A 15,458-nucleotide genomic window follows, 5' to 3' on the forward strand; every position below is an offset into this window, starting at 1 on the left:
TCAAGGTTCGACGAAAACTCGCCAATCTCAACGCCGATTATCTCGAAAATCTCATCCGTCAAAAATCAACGTTAACCTGAAGCGATTCCCCTGGGTGAGGGCACGGACGGCCAAGCTGCCAATCTCCCCCGGGGATGCCCGGCAGGGCAGAGGGGGGCGCGAAGGATCGCTGCGCAGCGATGCTGTGTCCGCCCTCCCGCGTCGTGGCCCCAGGATTCATGCTGTTCATTTCGAAGGTAAAACCTTGGAAATGCTGGCGGGACAGCGCCCCCCTCTGGCCTGCCGGCCATCTCCCCCGCGAGGGGGGAGATCGGCAGTTGGCCCTAAAGCAATCCCGCCTGCTCAGCCTCGCGGCGCAAGTTCTGCCGCGGCCTGGGGCCGATCTGCTGGATCACCAATCCGGCCGCCAGTGAGCCAAGGTCGCCGCAGGTCTGCAGGTCGCGGCCTTGCGTGTAGCCATGCAGGAAGCCTGCGGCATAGAGATCGCCGGCGCCCGTCGTGTCGACCAGTTCCTTGATCGCGGTCGCCTTGATGACCACGGTCTCGTCGCCGCGTACGATCACCGAGCCCTTTTCCGAACGCGTCACGGCGGCGATCCGGCAATCCTTGCGGATCTGTGCCAGCGCCTCGTCGAACGACGATGTCTGGTAGAGCGACTTGATCTCGTGGCTGTTGGCAAAGACGATGTCGACCGTGCCAGAGCGCATCAGGTCGAGGAACTCGTCGCGGTAGCGGTCGACGCAGAACGAATCCGACAGTGTCATCGACACTTCGCGGCCTGCCGCGTGCGCCAGCTTCGCCGTCTGTCGGATTGCTTCCTTGGCCCTCGGCGGGTCCCACAGATAGCCTTCGAAATAGGTGACCTTGGCGCCAGACGCCTTGTCGGCCTCGACATCCTCAGGGCCAAGCTCGACGCAGGCGCCGAGATAGGTGTTCATCGAACGTTCGCCGTCGGGGGTGACGAAGATCATCGAGCGCGCGGTCGGCGGCTCGCCCTTGAGCGGCCTGGTGTCGAAGGCGACGCCCTGCGCATGGATGTCGTGGGCGTAGATTTCGCCCAGCGCATCGCTGGAGACCTTGCCGAAGAAGGCGGCGCGGCCGCCGAAGCTGGCGACGCCAGCCGCCGTGTTGCCGGCACTGCCGCCGGACGCTTCGATCGCCGGGCCCATGCGGCTGTAGAGCAATTCGGCGCGCTGGGTGTCGATGAGATTCATCGCGCCCTTGATGATGCCGTTGGTCTCGAGGAACTCCTCGTCGCACTGGGCAATGATGTCGACAATGGCATTGCCGATGCAAAGCACGTCATAATCCGGCATCAAAATCTCCGCCAAAAACCCGAGCCGGCTTCTTGCCACGTCGGCCGGGCGCGGGTCTAGCGATTTGAAACCGGTTTGCCTAGAGCGCGACCCACAACTTTGGTGGATCAGGCCAGAACAGGCCAAAAGCGCATCCGCAACGAGGCGCTATGACAATTCGACCGTGGCCGAAGCATTTCATCGCGATACCACTTAAAAGCCTGGCTCAGACGATCACGTTTCAAGGCGAGCCAGCCCATGCCGACAAAGAACACGCCGACAGGGAACGACATGACCACCGATCTGGCACTGCTCGCCGTGCTGGCGGTGCTCTGGGGCGCCTCCTACACCTTCATCAAGATCGGCGTCGAAACGATTCCGCCGGTCACCTTCATTGCCGCCCGCACCCTGATCGCGGGTGGCATCCTGTTCGCCATCATCCGCTGGCGCGGGCTCGCCATGCCGGGCGATGCGGCGAGCTGGCGCCGCTTTGCGTTCCAGGCCTGCCTCAACAGCGTCATACCGTTCACCCTGATCGCCGCCGCCGAGCGCTCGGTCGACGCCGGCCTCGCCACCATCCTGAACGCGACCTCACCGATCTTCACCTTCCTCTTGACCGCGCTCATCACCCGCCACGAGCCGGTCACCTTGCGCAAGCTGATTGGCGTCGGCGCCGGCATTGCCGGCATCTGCCTCATCATCGGCACGCAGGCGCTGGGTGGTCTCGGTCACGAGTTGTGGGCGCAGTTTGCTATCGTCGCGGCGACGATCTGCTATGCCGGCGCGGCGATTTTCGGCCGTGGCTTCAAGGGCCTCGACCCGATGCTGCCGGCCGCCGGCTCGATGCTGTGCGGTGCCGTCATTCTCGTGCCGCTCAGCCTTGTGTTCGACCAGCCATGGACGCTGTCGCCTTCGACCGCGTCGATCCTGGCCCTGCTCGGCCTGTCGGTGTTTTCGACGGCGCTGGCCTTCGTCATCTATTTCCGCCTGATCCACACGCTGGGCTCGGTCGGCACCACCTCGCAAGCCTATCTGCGCGTGCCGATCGGCGTCGGTATCGGCGCCGTCTTCCTTGGCGAAAGCCTTGGTTCGACGGCATGGCTGGGCATGGGTTTTGTCGTTGCCGGCGTCGCTGCCATGACCATACCGGTTCGAAAGCCGGCGTTTGCGCGGTAGAGCAATTCCAGGAAAAGTGTGAAGCGGTTTTCCCGGGAAAAGCGCATAGCGCTTTCCCTTGGGAATTGCGTCAAAGCAAAGAACCAGCCCGCTTGTACGCGCGACCTAAGCTGCCTATCTCGGAAGCGTCCGCCGCTCGGCGGTGTTCGCTGACCGGGGTTGAAGCACGTGATTTTCGACGCAGCCCGCACTGCGGCTCTTGAGCTGCTCTCGCCTCCGTTTCGTGCCGTGTTCGTCAAGACGCTGGGCTTGACCGTGCTGGCGCTGGTGGCCTTGTGGTTCGGACTGACCAGCCTTGTCGAGTGGCTGGCGCTGCCGTGGCTGCAGACGCTGTTGCCCGGCATGCCGTCCTGGGCCGGCTGGCTCGGCGGCATCATCGCCGCCATCGCGCTCGCCTTCGGCATGGCGTTGCTCATCGCGCCGGTGACGGCTGTTGTCGCCGGCCTGTTCCTCGACGATATCGCCGAGGTGGTCGAGCGCACCGACTATCCCGGCGATCCAGCCGGCCGCGCCATGCCGGCGCTGCGCTCGCTGGTGCTGTCGATGCGATTTCTCGGCGTCGTCATCCTCGGCAACATCGTCGCCCTGCTGCTTCTGCTGGTGCCGGGCATCAACATCGCCGCTTTCTTCATCGTCAACGGCTATCTGCTCGGACGCGAGTTCTTCGAATTCGCCGCCATGCGCTTTCGCGGCGAAGAAGAGGCCAGGGCCTTGCGCAGGCACTATGCCGGCGCGGTGTTCCTCGCCGGACTGGTCATCGCTGCCTTCCTCGCCGTGCCGTTGCTCAACCTGGTGACGCCGCTCTTCGCTGCCGCCATGATGGTGCATCTGCACAAGGCGATTTCGGTGCGGGAAGTGGCTCGATCCGGATATAGGCGCACTTAACGCAGGAGAAATCCGCGTCCGAGTTCGTCATCGGCCTCGACGATGAATTCGGCCCGCCCGGAATAATAGGCGCGGCCGCCGACGCGGGCGATGATCGCATCGTGCGGGCCAGCCGTCGCCGTCCGCACCACGGCCCCGGAAAAACGCGAACCGGCAATGCTTTCGAATGTCCGCGTCTGCCCGATCGCGATTTCGCCCTCGGCATGCATGGCCGCCAGCCTTGCGGTGACGCCGGAACCGGTCGGCGAACGATCGACCTCGGCTTCGGCAAAGACGCAGATGTTTTTCGTCACCTCGCTGGAAAAGGCATCCTTTCCGTCGGTCAGGATGGTGCCGTAGAGGAAGGCGAGGTCGGCGTGTTCGGGATGCGACAGTGGGAATTCGGCCTTGAGCCGGTTCGTCAGCGCCGTTGCCGCATCAACGAAATCGCGTACCCGGTGGCGGCCGAATTCGAGCCCGAACTGGTGACAATCGGCAAGCGCGTAGAAGGCGCCGCCATAGGCGATGTCGAAGCCGATCGTGCCATGGCCCGCAAGCTCTATCGTCTGGCCGCCCGCGAACAGGAACGCCGGCACGCTTTCGAACGACACCGCGCCGGCCTTGCCGTCCCTGACCTCGACCGAAGCGACGACCAGTCCGCATGGCGCCTCGATGTTGACGGTCGTCACCGGCTCGCGTTTCGTCACCAGCCCTTCATCAACGGCATAGCGGCCGAGCGCGACGACGGCGTGGCCGCACATGGTCGAATAGCCTTCATTGTGCATGAACAGCACGGCCAGGTCGGCGCCGGGCAGGTCCGGCTCGACCAGCAAGGCGCCATACATGTCGTAATGGCCGCGCGGTTCGAACATCAGGATTTTCCTGAGATGATCGAGATGGTCGCGCACATAGGCGCGCTTTTCCAGGATCGTGCCTCTGGGGATATCTGGATAGCCGCCGGTGACGATCCTGACCGGCTCGCCGCCGGTATGCATATCGACGACGGTCAGCGTCATGCGATGGGCCTCGTCTAAGCTGAAGGTTTGCCGAACAGCGCCTGCAATTTGCCGAACGGCATGGCGGCGCGGGTGAAGCCGAAGGTGCCGTCCTGCTGGATCTCGCGCGCCGCCGTTTCCAGCATGCCATAGGCGAAATTGGTCAGCCACGGCCCCAGCGAAATGCGCTTGACGCCGGCCATGGCGAGGTCGGCGATGGTGAAGCCGGGTCTCGCCATGACATTGACCGGCTTGCCGACCGCCGAGCAGACCGTGCGGACCATCTCGACGTCGCCGATGCCCGGCGCATAGAGCACATCGGCGCCGGCCTTCTCGAAAGCCTGCAGCCGCTTGATGGTGTCGTCGAGGTCGGACTTGCCCCACAGGAAATTCTCGGCGCGCGCGGTGAAGACGAAATCGCGCTTCAGCGCGCGAGCCGCCTCCACGGCCGCCGCGACACGCTCGACGGCGTGCGCAAAATCATAGATCGGCTTGTCCGGATCGCCGGTGTGATCCTCGATCGAGCAACCGGCAAGGCCGGCCGCCTCCGCCGCGAAAATGGTTTCGGCGGCACTGGTCGGGCTGTCGCCCTTGCCCTTCTCGAGATCGGCCGAGACCGGCAGGCTGGTCGCCGCCGTCACCTCGCGGCAATGGTGGATCATCGCCTCGAAGGTCACGGCGCCATCCGGCAGGCCGCGCGAAAAGGCAAAGCCGGCGCTGGTCGTCGCCAGCGCCGTGAAGCCGAACGAGCCGAGCAGCTTCGTCGTGCCGATATCCCAGGGATTGGGCATGACGAAGGTCGAGGCATGCAGGTCGCGAAAGATCTTGCCCTTGTCCATGGTAGTTCCCCCATCATATGCGGTGTGGCTAAGCGGATTTTATCCTGCCTCTTTTGGCCGGGCAAACGAATGCGGTTGGTTCAGAAGCGTTTGGCGTTCTCTCCTGCCAATTTGTCCAGCGCGTCGGAATCCTTGGCGTAGCGCGATGTCTTCTTGTCCCAGCGATAGGTGACGGAAATCGCGTGAGACTCGGGCCTGCGCGGTTCGCCGTCGCAGCGTTCGCCGCTCATCACGGTGGCATCCGTCACGGTCACCCTGATGGCGGCATAAGGCTGGCCGTCGGCGATGGTCTCGAAGGCCACGTCCTGCTTGCGGCTGTAGGCGCACAGGTTCTCATCGAACGTAAAGATCATATCGATCAGTTCGAATTTATCGTCGCGGACCATGATCAGCGGCGTGATCACATAGTTCTGGCTCGAATTGAAATGCGCGCTCATGGTGATGAGGACGTCATCGCTGGCGCCGGCGGAAAGCTTGCCTGGTTGGCGGAAATAGGTGCTACGGTCGAGCGCGACATTGACGGCGTCGAGCAGCTTTGGTTTGGCCGCAATGTCGTAGAGCGCCAGCACGGCATAGCCTTCGGCGCTGTCGGGAGAGGCGCCGAGATCGAACAGCATGGTCGGCCGGTCCTTGCCACCAGCCTTGATGGCAAGCACCGCGGCATTGGAAAATCCCGACGTCTCGGGCGGCGAACCGCCGCTGTCCGGTCCCTCGATATGGCGCATCTCGATCGGCCGCCCACCCCTATAGAAGCCGTCCTTGTCCGCGGCGAGATCTGGGATGACCATTCTCGCCAGGTCGAGATAGCTGACGTCCTTGTGCCCGGGTAGTGTACTGCCGAGTTCCGGGAAGCTGACGGCTTGCGCGCCGGCCGCGGTCCACAGGAACGGCAGCAGCATCAGGGCGAGGACGAAGCGAAGCAAGGTGGGTTTCATGCGCGGCCTCAAGTTGGCGGCGCCAAGCTAGCACGGACAATCGAGGCGTACAGCCGCGGGCTGAGATCAGGTCAGTGGATCGGCACCAGCCCGGCCAGTTCGCGCATGTCGTCGAACAGGATGCCGCCGGCCTGGATCAGGCCGTCGCGGTCGGAATAGGGGTCGGCATGATAGGAAAACACCCGCATACCGGCAGCGATGCCGGCTTGCGTGCCGGCGACGCTGTCTTCAATGACGATGCAGTCGGCGGGCGCGAAGCCCATGGTCTTGGCCGCATGCAGGAACAGGTCGGGAAACGGCTTGCCGCGCGGGACCATGGTCGAACTGAACATCGCGTGTTCGAACAGCGGCAACAGCCCGGTCTGGCCAAGCGTGATGTGCATCTTCGACACCCGGGCCGAGGTGGCGACGCAATAGGCGATGCCGACTGAACGCACGGCTTCGACAAACTCACGGACGTAGGGGATCGCCTCGACGCCATGGGCGAACAGGTCCGGCAGGCCGGCATTCCAGCGATCGACGAAATCGGCACCGAGTCTGACGCTGGTCTCCTCTTCGATCTGTTTCTGCACCGACGCCATGCTGCGGCCGGAGAAATGCTTGCGGCAATATTCGAAGCTTGTCGGATAGCCGGCAGCGGTCAGCCATTCGGCGAGGCGTCGATTGGCCAAGTTCTCGGTGTCGACCAGGATCCCATCGCAGTCGAAGATGACAAGTTTAGGCAGTTCAGACATCAGGCTGTGCCGGTAGATCCGAAGCCGCCCGCGCCACGCGCCGTGCCGCCGGCCAAACTGCGCTCTTCCACGGCCGCCTGCGTCACTGCCGCGAAAACGATCTGGGCGATGCGCATGCCGCGCGTCACCGCGAAATCCTCGTCGCCGAGATTGATCAGCAGCACCTTCACCTCGCCGCGATAGTCGCTATCGATGGTGCCGGGCGTGTTGAGGACGCTCAGCCCATGTTTGAAAGCAAGGCCCGAGCGCGGCCGGACCTGGCCTTCCATGCCTTCCGGAATCTCCAGGATCAGCCCGGTCGGCACCAAAGCGCGTTTGCCGGGCAGGATCAGCAGCGGCCGGTCGTCGGGCACCGCGGCGCGCAGATCCATGCCGGCCGCGCCGGTGCTTTCATAGGCGGGAAGCGGGAGTCCATCAGCATGCGGCAACCTGACGAAGCCGACGGTGGGACCGATGACGGAGGGAGTTTGGAAGGCTGCGCGCATAAAATCGATCCTATCGGCGCGAACGGCGATTCGGTCAACTCGACCGCAATGCTATCAACGGCTTTCTTTCGGGCATCACTATGACCTGGCTATCGGAACGACTGTCGTCTCCTTGATCTCCTCCATCACGAAGGAGGCGGAGACATCGGACAGCGCTACCTTGGCGATCAGCCGCTGGTAGAGCCGGTCATAGGCCTTCACGTCGGCTACGCGGGCGCGCAAAACATAATCGAGGTCGCCGGACATGCGGTAGACGCCGGTGATCTCGGGAAAGCCGGTTACCGCCGCCCGGAATTTCTGCAGCCACTCCGGGTCGTGGTTGGACGTGCGGATCAGGATGAAAACGGAAAGGCCAAGCCCGAGCTTTTCGGCATCGACCAGCGCCACCCGGCCGGTGATGACGCCATCCTCCTCCAGCCGCTTCACCCGGCGCCAGCAGGCATTGCGCGACAGCGCCACCCGTTCCGACAGCTGGTCGACTGTCAGCGTGCCGTCGCGTTGCAATTCAGTCAGCAATCTTCGATCGATTTCGTCGATTTCCTGCGCCATGTGGGATGTTTGTCCCATGAGTAGGCCAAATACAAGGACATTTTGAGACCGATGAACCGGCGAAGCATGTCAGGATACTCATATCAGGAACTCGAGCGCTGAAGGGGAACCAGCATGTCGGTCGCAAGGATTTTCACCTCTCATCCGGCCAAGGTCGGCGAAACCTATCTCGGTCACATGGGTTTTGCCGCCTGGTTCTCGTCGCGGCTGCTGATGGCGGCGGGCGCCGCGCTCGTTCACGCTTTCTTGCCATTTCTGTTTGAGACTACCGCCAGCCGAATCGTTCGCGAGCTTTACGAGCGGACGCACAACAGAGGCACGCACGCGACCAAGGAGCCAGCGGCTCTTATGGATCGCGCCTAGAGGGCGACAGAAGCGATGTGCCGGTGGGCGGCCTATCTCGGTGAAGCAGTCTTTCTCGAAGACATCCTCACCGCGCCCTGTCACTCGCTGATTGCCCAGAGCCATTGCGCCCAGGAAGCGAAATCACCGACTAATGGCGACGGCTTCGGCCTTGCCTGGTATGGCGACCGCCCGGAGCCGGGTCTCTACCGCGACATCCTGCCGGCCTGGTCGGATCCCAATCTGAAGAGCCTGTGCCGGCAGATCAAATCCGGCCTGTTCCTCGCCCATGTGCGGGCGTCCACCGGTGGCGCCACCAGCCGCATGAACTGCCATCCGTTCATCTCCAACTCCTGGTCGTTCATGCACAACGGCCAGATCGGCGGCTTCGAAAAAATCCGCCGCGCGCTGGAGAACTCGCTGTCCGACGCCGTTTTCGACCAGCGCGAAGGCACCACCGATTCCGAATTGTTCTTTCTCCTGATGATCGATGAGGGGTTGGCCACCGATCCGCAGGGCGCCGTCTCCCGTGCCACCAGCCGCGTGATTGAAGTCTCGCGCCGCGCCGGCCTAGAGCCGGCGCTGAAACTCACCGCGGCCTTCTCGGATGGACAGGCGCTGCATGCGGTGCGCTATGCCACCGACTCCCACGCCCCGACGCTCTACACCTCGACCTTCCGCAAGGGCGGCGGCCGCTGCATCGTTTCCGAGCCGTTCGATCGCGAGGGCGGTGATTGGCAGGCTATTCCGCCGGCAAGTTTCGTCACGATCACTGGTGATGGCATCGCCATTCGCCCGTTTGCACCGGCTACTGCAAAGCTGGCGCTGGTCGTCTAATCACAAATCACGGCACCGTCGCGGGCCTCGCCCTGGCTATCACCTTCAGAAGCTTTGCGGCACGCTGGAATGTCTCAGCCAATGGCGGTCGAAGACATCGAGAATGGCGCGGAACTCGGCTGGCGGGACCTGGTGGACACCGCCATCGCTGCCCCCCATGAGGAACCGTATGAGCTGTCGGTCGACCTGCTCCGGTTGCTCGATGGATATGCCGAGCGATCCCAAATCCTCTGATATCGACTGGTCGCTCAGCAGGTATCCGCCCCACGAGGTAGCGCCGGGCGCCGGATCGCGCAGACGTACGATGAGGACCCTGGTCAATGACGGCAGGGCCTCTGGGCCGATAATACCGGTTCCGCACATATAGCCGCCAAGCACACTTCCCGGCTGCGACTGCGGCAGCAGGCTGATGAAGAACTGGGCATCGCCGCCGGCTTCCTTCAGATGCACGTAAAGAGCGCGCTTGGCTGGCGTGACAGGGCCGCCAAGCACCAACTGGCCTGTCGGCAACGCTTCGCGATAAGTGGCTGTCAGGCCATGCAGACCAGGCCCTGCCTCGATCGACAGGATGCCCTTGATGATCTGGCCGCGATAATAAGGCGACCAGGCGCGCGAATAGCATGCATAGGTACCGGTCAGCGCGAAGACGAGGCTGCGCTCATCATGGCCGGTGGAGGTGTCGAATTGAGTGCCGGCGCGGCGTTCGAGCACTGCGCTGTCGACGCCATGGCGGGCCGCGATGGCGGCGGTGAAGTGCGGCAGGTCGCAGTCGGCGATCCATGCGCCTGGCTGCTCCAAGCGAAGCAGCTTCGCCCAATCATCATAGACACTGTGCTCGCGCGGCTGGGCGCGGCCCTGCAGCCATTTGTCGGCGCGGCCGAGATCGAACGCGGTCTTCGGATTAACGGCTCGGAACGCCGCCGCCAGATCCTTGCGGGTTACGGTCCCCAGTAACGCCGAGGTCAGCCGCAATTTCTGCGCAATGTGCTGTGCCATACGCTGCCTCTTGCTGCTCGCTGTCTGCCATAACACGCCGTCACCCATCCTCCCATTGTTATATTTCCATCAGCTAATATTCCAGGAATTCCAGAGAATTCCACGGTATTCCATACGTGCTGCCTTTTCGGGTCGCGGGCCGGCGCTAAGCTCGTAGAGGGCAAGGGGCATATCATCCGCGAGAACGTGCCGAACGTGAGCTGAGCACGTCCCTTCCTTCGCAGAGCAGTGACTCGCTCCAATCGAGCAACGGCCGAACTGGGCTAAAGGAGCCTGCTAGCAACCGAACCGTAATGCCACCTCAACCTGAAGGAACGACCGGATGACCTCGAACGCCTCTTCCAGACTGACGTTCATTGTATTTACTGCTGGCTGTATCGCGTTGGCGCTGCTCTTTCGATACGCGCCGGCCGGTGAATTTCCCTCGAAATATATCAAGACCGCACCGGTGGCACTCGCCGCAAATCCGACGCGCATCGACGTCGACAATGAGGCGCACGCCATACGCTTCTACATCGATGGCAAGCAGGTCGCCTTGCTCGATCAGTCCGGTTTCAGACAGTAAGGCGCCAAGCCGCGCAAGGCCGTGCGGCGGTTTTGAGTGCATGAGACTAGAACTTGGGCGCGACGCATCGGTGATCCAGAAATTGCGGAGGGCTTTGGAGCCAGAGAGGAAACCGTCATGAAACTCGTTCTGTCCGCGTTGCTTGTGCTGCTTGCCTTGTCGCAGGTAGCGGAGGCGAAGAAGAAAGTCGTGGTGACGCCGGATAATGCCGCCAAGGCGCAGGCGACCCGGCCGCCGCTCGACAACGCATCGACAGGCGGGATTAAACCGGCCGCGGATGCAAAGGCGCCAGCCATCGACGGGATGCAGTACCCGCCGGCGCTATATCTCAATTTCCATTAGACCGGTTGCTTGCTGGCGTCGGATCGATGACCCGCGCGGCCATCGACCGCTGGCTTTCGCCGTCCCGCGTAGCTATTGAGCGAAGCGCGACAATCCGTAAGCACTAAGCAGCGGGTCGCGCTCGCCCTCCAGTATCTCCCGCGTGGCGAACAGGCCGACGGCCGGCGCCAGCGTGATGCCCGAATGCATGACCGCGACATAGACACCGCCCATGCCCTCGGCGCGGCCGATGATCGGAAAGCCGTCGATCGGCGTCGGTCGGTAGCCGACCGTGTGGAAATCGAGTTCCAGCCCCTCGCTGCCGCGCAGCATGGCTTTCATCGCCGCAAACAGCGCGTGAGCGGTGGCTTCGGCATCCATGCCCGGATCGGCGCCGCCGAAATCCGAGCCGGCGATGATGCGACCCTCGGCTGCCTGGCGCATATGCAGCCGCTCGGCCAGCACCAGCCCGTTGAGCAGCTTTTTGCAAGGCCTTGAATGGACGATCAGGCCGGGCGGTGTTTCGATCGGCAGATTAATCCCGGCCGTCGCGGCGATATCCGGTGAGCCGACGCCGGCCGCGATCACCACTTCGTTTGATGCAATCAGGCCATGCGATGTGTCGACACCGGTGATCTTGCCGCCGGCCTGGACCAGCGCCGTGACCGTGCTGGAGATGATGCGTGCGCCATGTCGCTCCGCGTCTGCCAACAGTGCGCGGGTGGCAGCCACCGGTTCGGCGACGCCTTCCTCAGCGACATGCAGGGCAAAGTCGGGAAGCTCGGCGAGATTGGGCTCGATGCGCGCGGCACCGGCGCGGTCGACTCGTTCGATGCCGTAGCCCCAGGCGGAATGCTCTGTGGCGTAGGTTTCCATGTCGGTGGCCGACAGATCCCAGCACAGGCCGCCGCACCAGCTGAGCGGCAGGCCGGGCAGGTCCTGCGCCAGCCGCGACCACTCGGCCATCGCGCGGGTGCGCAGTCGGAAATACGGCTCCGGGTTGCCCCAACTGGCATTGATCCAGGCGAACGAGTTCGGCGTCGCCACCCCGCCGGCAGCACTGTCGGCGACAATCGTCACCTGTGCGCCCGCTTTCGCAAGATGCCAGGCGATGGAGGCGCCGATGATGCCGGCGCCGATAACGATCACTTGCTTTGCAGCGCTCATGCTGGCTCCTTTGCCTCGTCTCTCGGGGACCCTCACCAAATGCCATTCTCATAGCCGCTTGCCAACCTCGGGCAGCGCGGGATACATGGCTTGACAATTAATACGTACGTACGTATTAATTGTCGCATGGCTAGACAATCACTCCGCGAAAAGCTCCTCGACGCCGGTTTCCGCACCATCTGGAATTCAGGCTATGCCGCCGCCGGCGTACGCGACATCGTTGCCGCCGCCGACGCCCGGCCGGGCTCGTTCACCAACCATTTCGCCTCGAAGGAGGAGTTCGCCGGCGAGGTGCTGGACCGCTATTTCGCCTATGTCGGCGGGCTGGTGGAAGCGGCCCTTGCAAGGGACGGCACGCCACCCATCGGCAGGCTGCGCCGTTACCTTGATGTCATTACTTCAAAGCTCGAAGCGCATGACTGGGCGCGCGGCTGCATGATCGGCAATCTCAGCCTGGAGACCGCGGTGCACAGCGAGCCGCTGCGCCTGCAACTCGTCGCCATCTTTGAACGCTGGCGCCAGCCCTTCGCGGCCTGCATCGCCGAAGGCCAGGCGGCTGGCGACATCACCAAGGCCTTCGATGCCGAGGACCTTGCCGACTTCCTGCTGTCGTCGTGGCAAGGCGCCATGTTGCGCATGAAGGTCGAACGCAGTCCCGTTCCGCTCGAGCGCTTCAAGAAAATCATCTTCAGCACAGTGTTTGCAAAGGAGCCGACCTCATGAACTCGAAAGCCGTCTCAGGCGGGCATCACCGCGCCGAGACGCTCGCAGGTTGCCGTGCTGGATTCCATCATGTCCTATGTCGAGGCCGGCGCGTCTGATCCAACCGTGCTGTTCCTGCACGGCAATCCGACCTCATCCTACATCTGGCGCAACATCATCCCGCATGTCGCGCCGCTAGGCCGCTGCATTGCGCCCGATCTAATCGGCTACGGCCAGTCCGGCAAGCCTGACATCGATTACCGCTTCTTCGATCATGTCCGCTATCTCGACGCTTTCCTCGACGCGCTCGACATCGGGGATGTGGTGGTGGTCGCGCAGGATTGGGGCACGGCACTGGCCTTCCATCTCGCGGCGCGGCGGCCGCGGCGCATTCTCGGCCTCGCCTTCATGGAGTTCATCCGGCCGTTCGAGCGTTGGGAGGATTTTCACCAGCGCCCGCAAGCGCGCGAAATGTTCAAGGCGCTGCGCACGCCCGGTGTCGGCGAAAAGCTGGTTCTGGAAGACAATGTCTTCGTCGAGAAAGTGCTGCCGGCCTCGGTGTTGCGAGCAATGGGTGACGATGAGATGGCCGCCTACCGGGCGCCGTTTCCGACGCCGCAATCGCGCAAGCCTGTGCTGCGCCTGCCCCGGGAATTGCCGATCGAGGGGCAACCGGCTGACGTTGCCGCCATCAGCGAACACGACCATCGTGCGCTACGGCTGTCCACCTATCCGAAGCTGTTGTTCGCGGGCGATCCCGGCGCACTGATTTCGCCGCAAGCGGCGCGCGAATTCGCGGCCGGGCTGAAGAACTGCCGGTTCGTCAACCTTGGACCCGGGGCGCACTATCTGCAGGAGGACCATGCAGACGCTATAGGCGGCGCCATTGCCAACTGGCTTCCGGAGATCGTTCAGGCGAGCCGCATGAGCGAATTGGCCTGAAGCAAGTCATGACGCCCGGCGGCATCCGTGCCGTCGGAGCGGTCGACAGCCCGGCACTGCGCTGCTAGAAGCCCGGCCTGTCACACGGAAATCCCAGAGAATGCCCGAAGCAATAGAAGAAGAAGTGGCGCGCCGTCGCACCTTCGCGATCATCGCACATCCGGACGCCGGCAAGACGACGTTGACCGAAAAGCTGCTGCTGTTCGGCGGCGCCATCCAGCTTGCCGGCGAAGTCAAGGCCAAGAAGGACAGGATCCAGACCCGGTCCGACTGGATGAAGATCGAGCGCGAGCGCGGCATTTCGGTCGTCACCTCGGTGATGACCTTCGAGTACGAGAACACCGTCTTCAACCTACTGGACACGCCCGGCCACGAGGATTTCGCCGACGACACCTACCGCACGCTGTCGGCAGTCGACTCGGCTGTGATGGTCATCGACGCCGCCAAGGGCATCGAGCCGCGCACGCTGAAACTGTTCGAGGTCTGCCGCCTGCGCGACATCCCGATCATCACCTTCGTCAACAAGATGGACCGCGAAAGCCGCGATCCGTTCGAGATCCTCGACGAGATCGAGCAGAAGCTGGCGCTGGACACAGCACCGATCACCTGGCCGATCGGTCGCGGCAGGACGTTCTCCGGCACTTACCATCTGGCGCTGAATGCCGTGCGCAAGGGCGATGACGAGAAGGAACGCACGCCGGTCAACGGTCCCGATTCCAACCGCGTTGCTGGGCTGCTGCCGGAAAACGAGCGCGAGGCCTTTATCGAGGAGCTGGAGCTCGCGCGGGAGGCTTGCCGACCTCTTGATATTGACTCGTTCCGGGAAGGTCATCTGACGCCGGTCTATTTCGGTTCTGCGCTGCGCAATTATGGCGTCCGCGACCTGATCGAGGCGCTCGGCGCCTTCGGGCCGCCGCCGCGCGCGCAGGAGGCCGACACCCGCAAGGTCGAGGCGACCGAAGAGAAGATGACGTCCTTCGTCTTCAAGATCCAGGCCAACATGGACCCCAACCACCGCGACCGCATAGCCTTCGTCCGCGTCTGCTCGGGCAGGCTCGAGCGCGGCATGAAGGCCAAGCTGGTGCGCACGGGAAAGCCGATGTCGCTGTCGGCGCCGCAGTTCTTCTTTGCCCGTACCCGCGTCACCGCCGACGAGGCCTTTGCCGGTGATGTCGTCGGCATTCCCAACCACGGCACGCTGCGCATCGGCGACACGCTGACCGAGGGCGAGGAGATACTGTTCCGCGGTGTGCCGAACTTCGCGCCCGAAATCCTGCGCCGCGTCCGCCTTGGCGACGCAATGAAGGCCAAGAAGCTCAAGGAAGCGCTGCAACAGATGGCCGAGGAGGGCGTCGTGCAGCTGTTCTCGCCGGAGGATGGCTCGCCGGCCATCGTCGGCGTCGTCGGTGCGCTGCAGCTCGACGTGCTGAAGGAACGGCTGAACTTCGAATACACGCTGCCGGTCGAGTTCGAGATGTCGCGGTTTTCGGTCTGCCGCTGGATCTCGGCCGACGACAAGGCCGAGGTTCACCGCTTCATCGAGGCGCATCGCGGTGACATCGCCCGCGATCTTGACAACGATCCGGTGTTCCTCGCCCAGCACGCCTTTTCGCTGAACTACGAAGCCGAGCGCTGGAAGGCGATCCGCTTCGCCACGATCAAGGACTATCAGGTCCGCGACAAGGCGGCGTGAGTGGCAGATCTTCCTTCTCCC

At 63.4% G+C, this 15,458-nt stretch carries 18 protein-coding genes; 9 read left to right on the top strand and 9 right to left on the bottom strand.

Translation table 11 applies throughout. The features are described from left to right. Positions 1 to 323 precede the first annotated feature (323 nt). Entirely contained in the window at positions 324 to 1,316 is a 993-nt protein-coding gene (locus NKI38_RS29375) for an adenosine kinase (RefSeq protein WP_352634975.1), read from the bottom strand. A gap of 237 nt (positions 1,317 to 1,553) precedes the next feature. On the opposite strand from NKI38_RS29375, the gene NKI38_RS29380 reads away from it, so the two are divergent. Beyond that, on the top strand, positions 1,554 to 2,471 hold the full coding sequence (locus tag NKI38_RS29380) for a DMT family transporter (protein ID WP_352663866.1): 918 nt from the start codon (positions 1,554 to 1,556) through the stop codon (positions 2,469 to 2,471). A 168-nt stretch (positions 2,472 to 2,639) separates the two neighbouring features. Beyond that, the gene (locus tag NKI38_RS29385) at positions 2,640 to 3,356 is read left to right on the top strand and encodes a sulfate transporter family protein (RefSeq protein ID WP_352663868.1); all 717 of its coding nucleotides are present in this window, start codon (positions 2,640 to 2,642) and stop codon (positions 3,354 to 3,356) included. Here the strand turns inward: NKI38_RS29385 and NKI38_RS29390 are convergent. The 6 genes from NKI38_RS29390 to NKI38_RS29415 form a co-directional block, all read right to left on the bottom strand. Continuing rightward, the gene (locus NKI38_RS29390) at positions 3,353 to 4,351 is read right to left on the bottom strand and encodes a proline racemase family protein (protein ID WP_352663870.1); all 999 of its coding nucleotides are present in this window, start codon (positions 4,349 to 4,351) and stop codon (positions 3,353 to 3,355) included. The two genes, NKI38_RS29385 and NKI38_RS29390, sit on opposite strands and share 4 nt — an antisense overlap. Positions 4,352 to 4,365: 14 nt before the next feature. Next, entirely contained in the window at positions 4,366 to 5,169 is an 804-nt protein-coding gene (locus NKI38_RS29395; protein WP_352663872.1) for an isocitrate lyase/PEP mutase family protein, read from the bottom strand. 80 nt (positions 5,170 to 5,249) lie between these two features. Next, a complete protein-coding gene (locus NKI38_RS29400) occupies positions 5,250 to 6,104 on the bottom strand; it encodes a hypothetical protein (RefSeq protein WP_352663874.1) in 855 nt (284 codons plus the stop codon). Positions 6,105 to 6,175: 71 nt separating this feature from the next. Beyond that, the gene (locus NKI38_RS29405) at positions 6,176 to 6,838 is read right to left on the bottom strand and encodes an HAD family hydrolase (RefSeq protein ID WP_352663876.1); all 663 of its coding nucleotides are present in this window, start codon (positions 6,836 to 6,838) and stop codon (positions 6,176 to 6,178) included. Then, positions 6,838 to 7,323, bottom strand: coding sequence for a dUTP diphosphatase (gene dut / locus NKI38_RS29410; protein ID WP_352663878.1), 486 nt, complete (start codon positions 7,321 to 7,323; stop codon positions 6,838 to 6,840). The genes NKI38_RS29405 and dut overlap by 1 nt, the downstream gene beginning before the upstream one ends. Positions 7,324 to 7,401: 78 nt before the next feature. Then, positions 7,402 to 7,872, bottom strand: coding sequence for an Lrp/AsnC family transcriptional regulator (locus NKI38_RS29415; protein WP_352663880.1), 471 nt, complete (start codon positions 7,870 to 7,872; stop codon positions 7,402 to 7,404). 114 nt (positions 7,873 to 7,986) lie between these two features. Here NKI38_RS29415 and NKI38_RS29420 point away from each other — a divergent pair, with 114 nt between their 5' ends. Both NKI38_RS29420 and NKI38_RS29425 read left to right on the top strand, forming a co-directional pair. Further along, positions 7,987 to 8,235, top strand: coding sequence for a DUF6356 family protein (locus tag NKI38_RS29420; protein ID WP_352663882.1), 249 nt, complete (start codon positions 7,987 to 7,989; stop codon positions 8,233 to 8,235). Between the two features lie 15 nt (positions 8,236 to 8,250). Further along, positions 8,251 to 9,051 carry a class II glutamine amidotransferase gene (locus tag NKI38_RS29425; RefSeq protein WP_352663884.1) on the top strand — a complete coding sequence of 267 codons (801 nt, stop codon included), beginning with the start codon at positions 8,251 to 8,253 and terminating at the stop codon, positions 9,049 to 9,051. A 45-nt stretch (positions 9,052 to 9,096) separates the two neighbouring features. On the opposite strand, the gene NKI38_RS29430 is transcribed toward NKI38_RS29425, so the two are convergent. Continuing rightward, the gene (locus tag NKI38_RS29430) at positions 9,097 to 10,047 is read right to left on the bottom strand and encodes a hypothetical protein (protein WP_352663886.1); all 951 of its coding nucleotides are present in this window, start codon (positions 10,045 to 10,047) and stop codon (positions 9,097 to 9,099) included. 322 nt (positions 10,048 to 10,369) lie between these two features. Here NKI38_RS29430 and NKI38_RS29435 point away from each other — a divergent pair, with 322 nt between their 5' ends. Together NKI38_RS29435 and NKI38_RS29440 are read left to right on the top strand one after the other, a co-directional pair. Continuing rightward, on the top strand, positions 10,370 to 10,612 hold the full coding sequence (locus NKI38_RS29435) for a hypothetical protein (RefSeq protein WP_352663888.1): 243 nt from the start codon (positions 10,370 to 10,372) through the stop codon (positions 10,610 to 10,612). Positions 10,613 to 10,729: 117 nt separating this feature from the next. Next, positions 10,730 to 10,954 carry a hypothetical protein gene (locus NKI38_RS29440; protein ID WP_352663890.1) on the top strand — a complete coding sequence of 75 codons (225 nt, stop codon included), beginning with the start codon at positions 10,730 to 10,732 and terminating at the stop codon, positions 10,952 to 10,954. 72 nt (positions 10,955 to 11,026) lie between these two features. On the opposite strand, the gene NKI38_RS29445 is transcribed toward NKI38_RS29440, so the two are convergent. Continuing rightward, positions 11,027 to 12,100 (bottom strand): NAD(P)/FAD-dependent oxidoreductase, encoded by a 1,074-nt coding sequence (locus tag NKI38_RS29445; RefSeq protein ID WP_352663892.1) that lies wholly within the window; start codon positions 12,098 to 12,100, stop codon positions 11,027 to 11,029. A 126-nt stretch (positions 12,101 to 12,226) separates the two neighbouring features. Here NKI38_RS29445 and NKI38_RS29450 point away from each other — a divergent pair, with 126 nt between their 5' ends. The 3 genes from NKI38_RS29450 to NKI38_RS29460 all read left to right on the top strand — a co-directional run bounded on the left by NKI38_RS29450 (position 12,227) and on the right by NKI38_RS29460 (position 15,437). Then, positions 12,227 to 12,823, top strand: coding sequence for a TetR/AcrR family transcriptional regulator (locus tag NKI38_RS29450; RefSeq protein ID WP_352663894.1), 597 nt, complete (start codon positions 12,227 to 12,229; stop codon positions 12,821 to 12,823). A gap of 24 nt (positions 12,824 to 12,847) precedes the next feature. Continuing rightward, positions 12,848 to 13,744 (top strand): haloalkane dehalogenase, encoded by an 897-nt coding sequence (locus NKI38_RS29455; RefSeq protein ID WP_352663922.1) that lies wholly within the window; start codon positions 12,848 to 12,850, stop codon positions 13,742 to 13,744. Positions 13,745 to 13,844: 100 nt separating this feature from the next. Further along, a complete protein-coding gene (locus NKI38_RS29460) occupies positions 13,845 to 15,437 on the top strand; it encodes a peptide chain release factor 3 (RefSeq protein WP_352663896.1) in 1,593 nt (530 codons plus the stop codon). Positions 15,438 to 15,458: the final 21 nt, after the last annotated feature.

Source organism: Mesorhizobium sp. M0621 (assembly GCF_040320745.1).
In the GTDB taxonomy this organism is placed as follows: domain Bacteria; phylum Pseudomonadota; class Alphaproteobacteria; order Rhizobiales; family Rhizobiaceae; genus Mesorhizobium.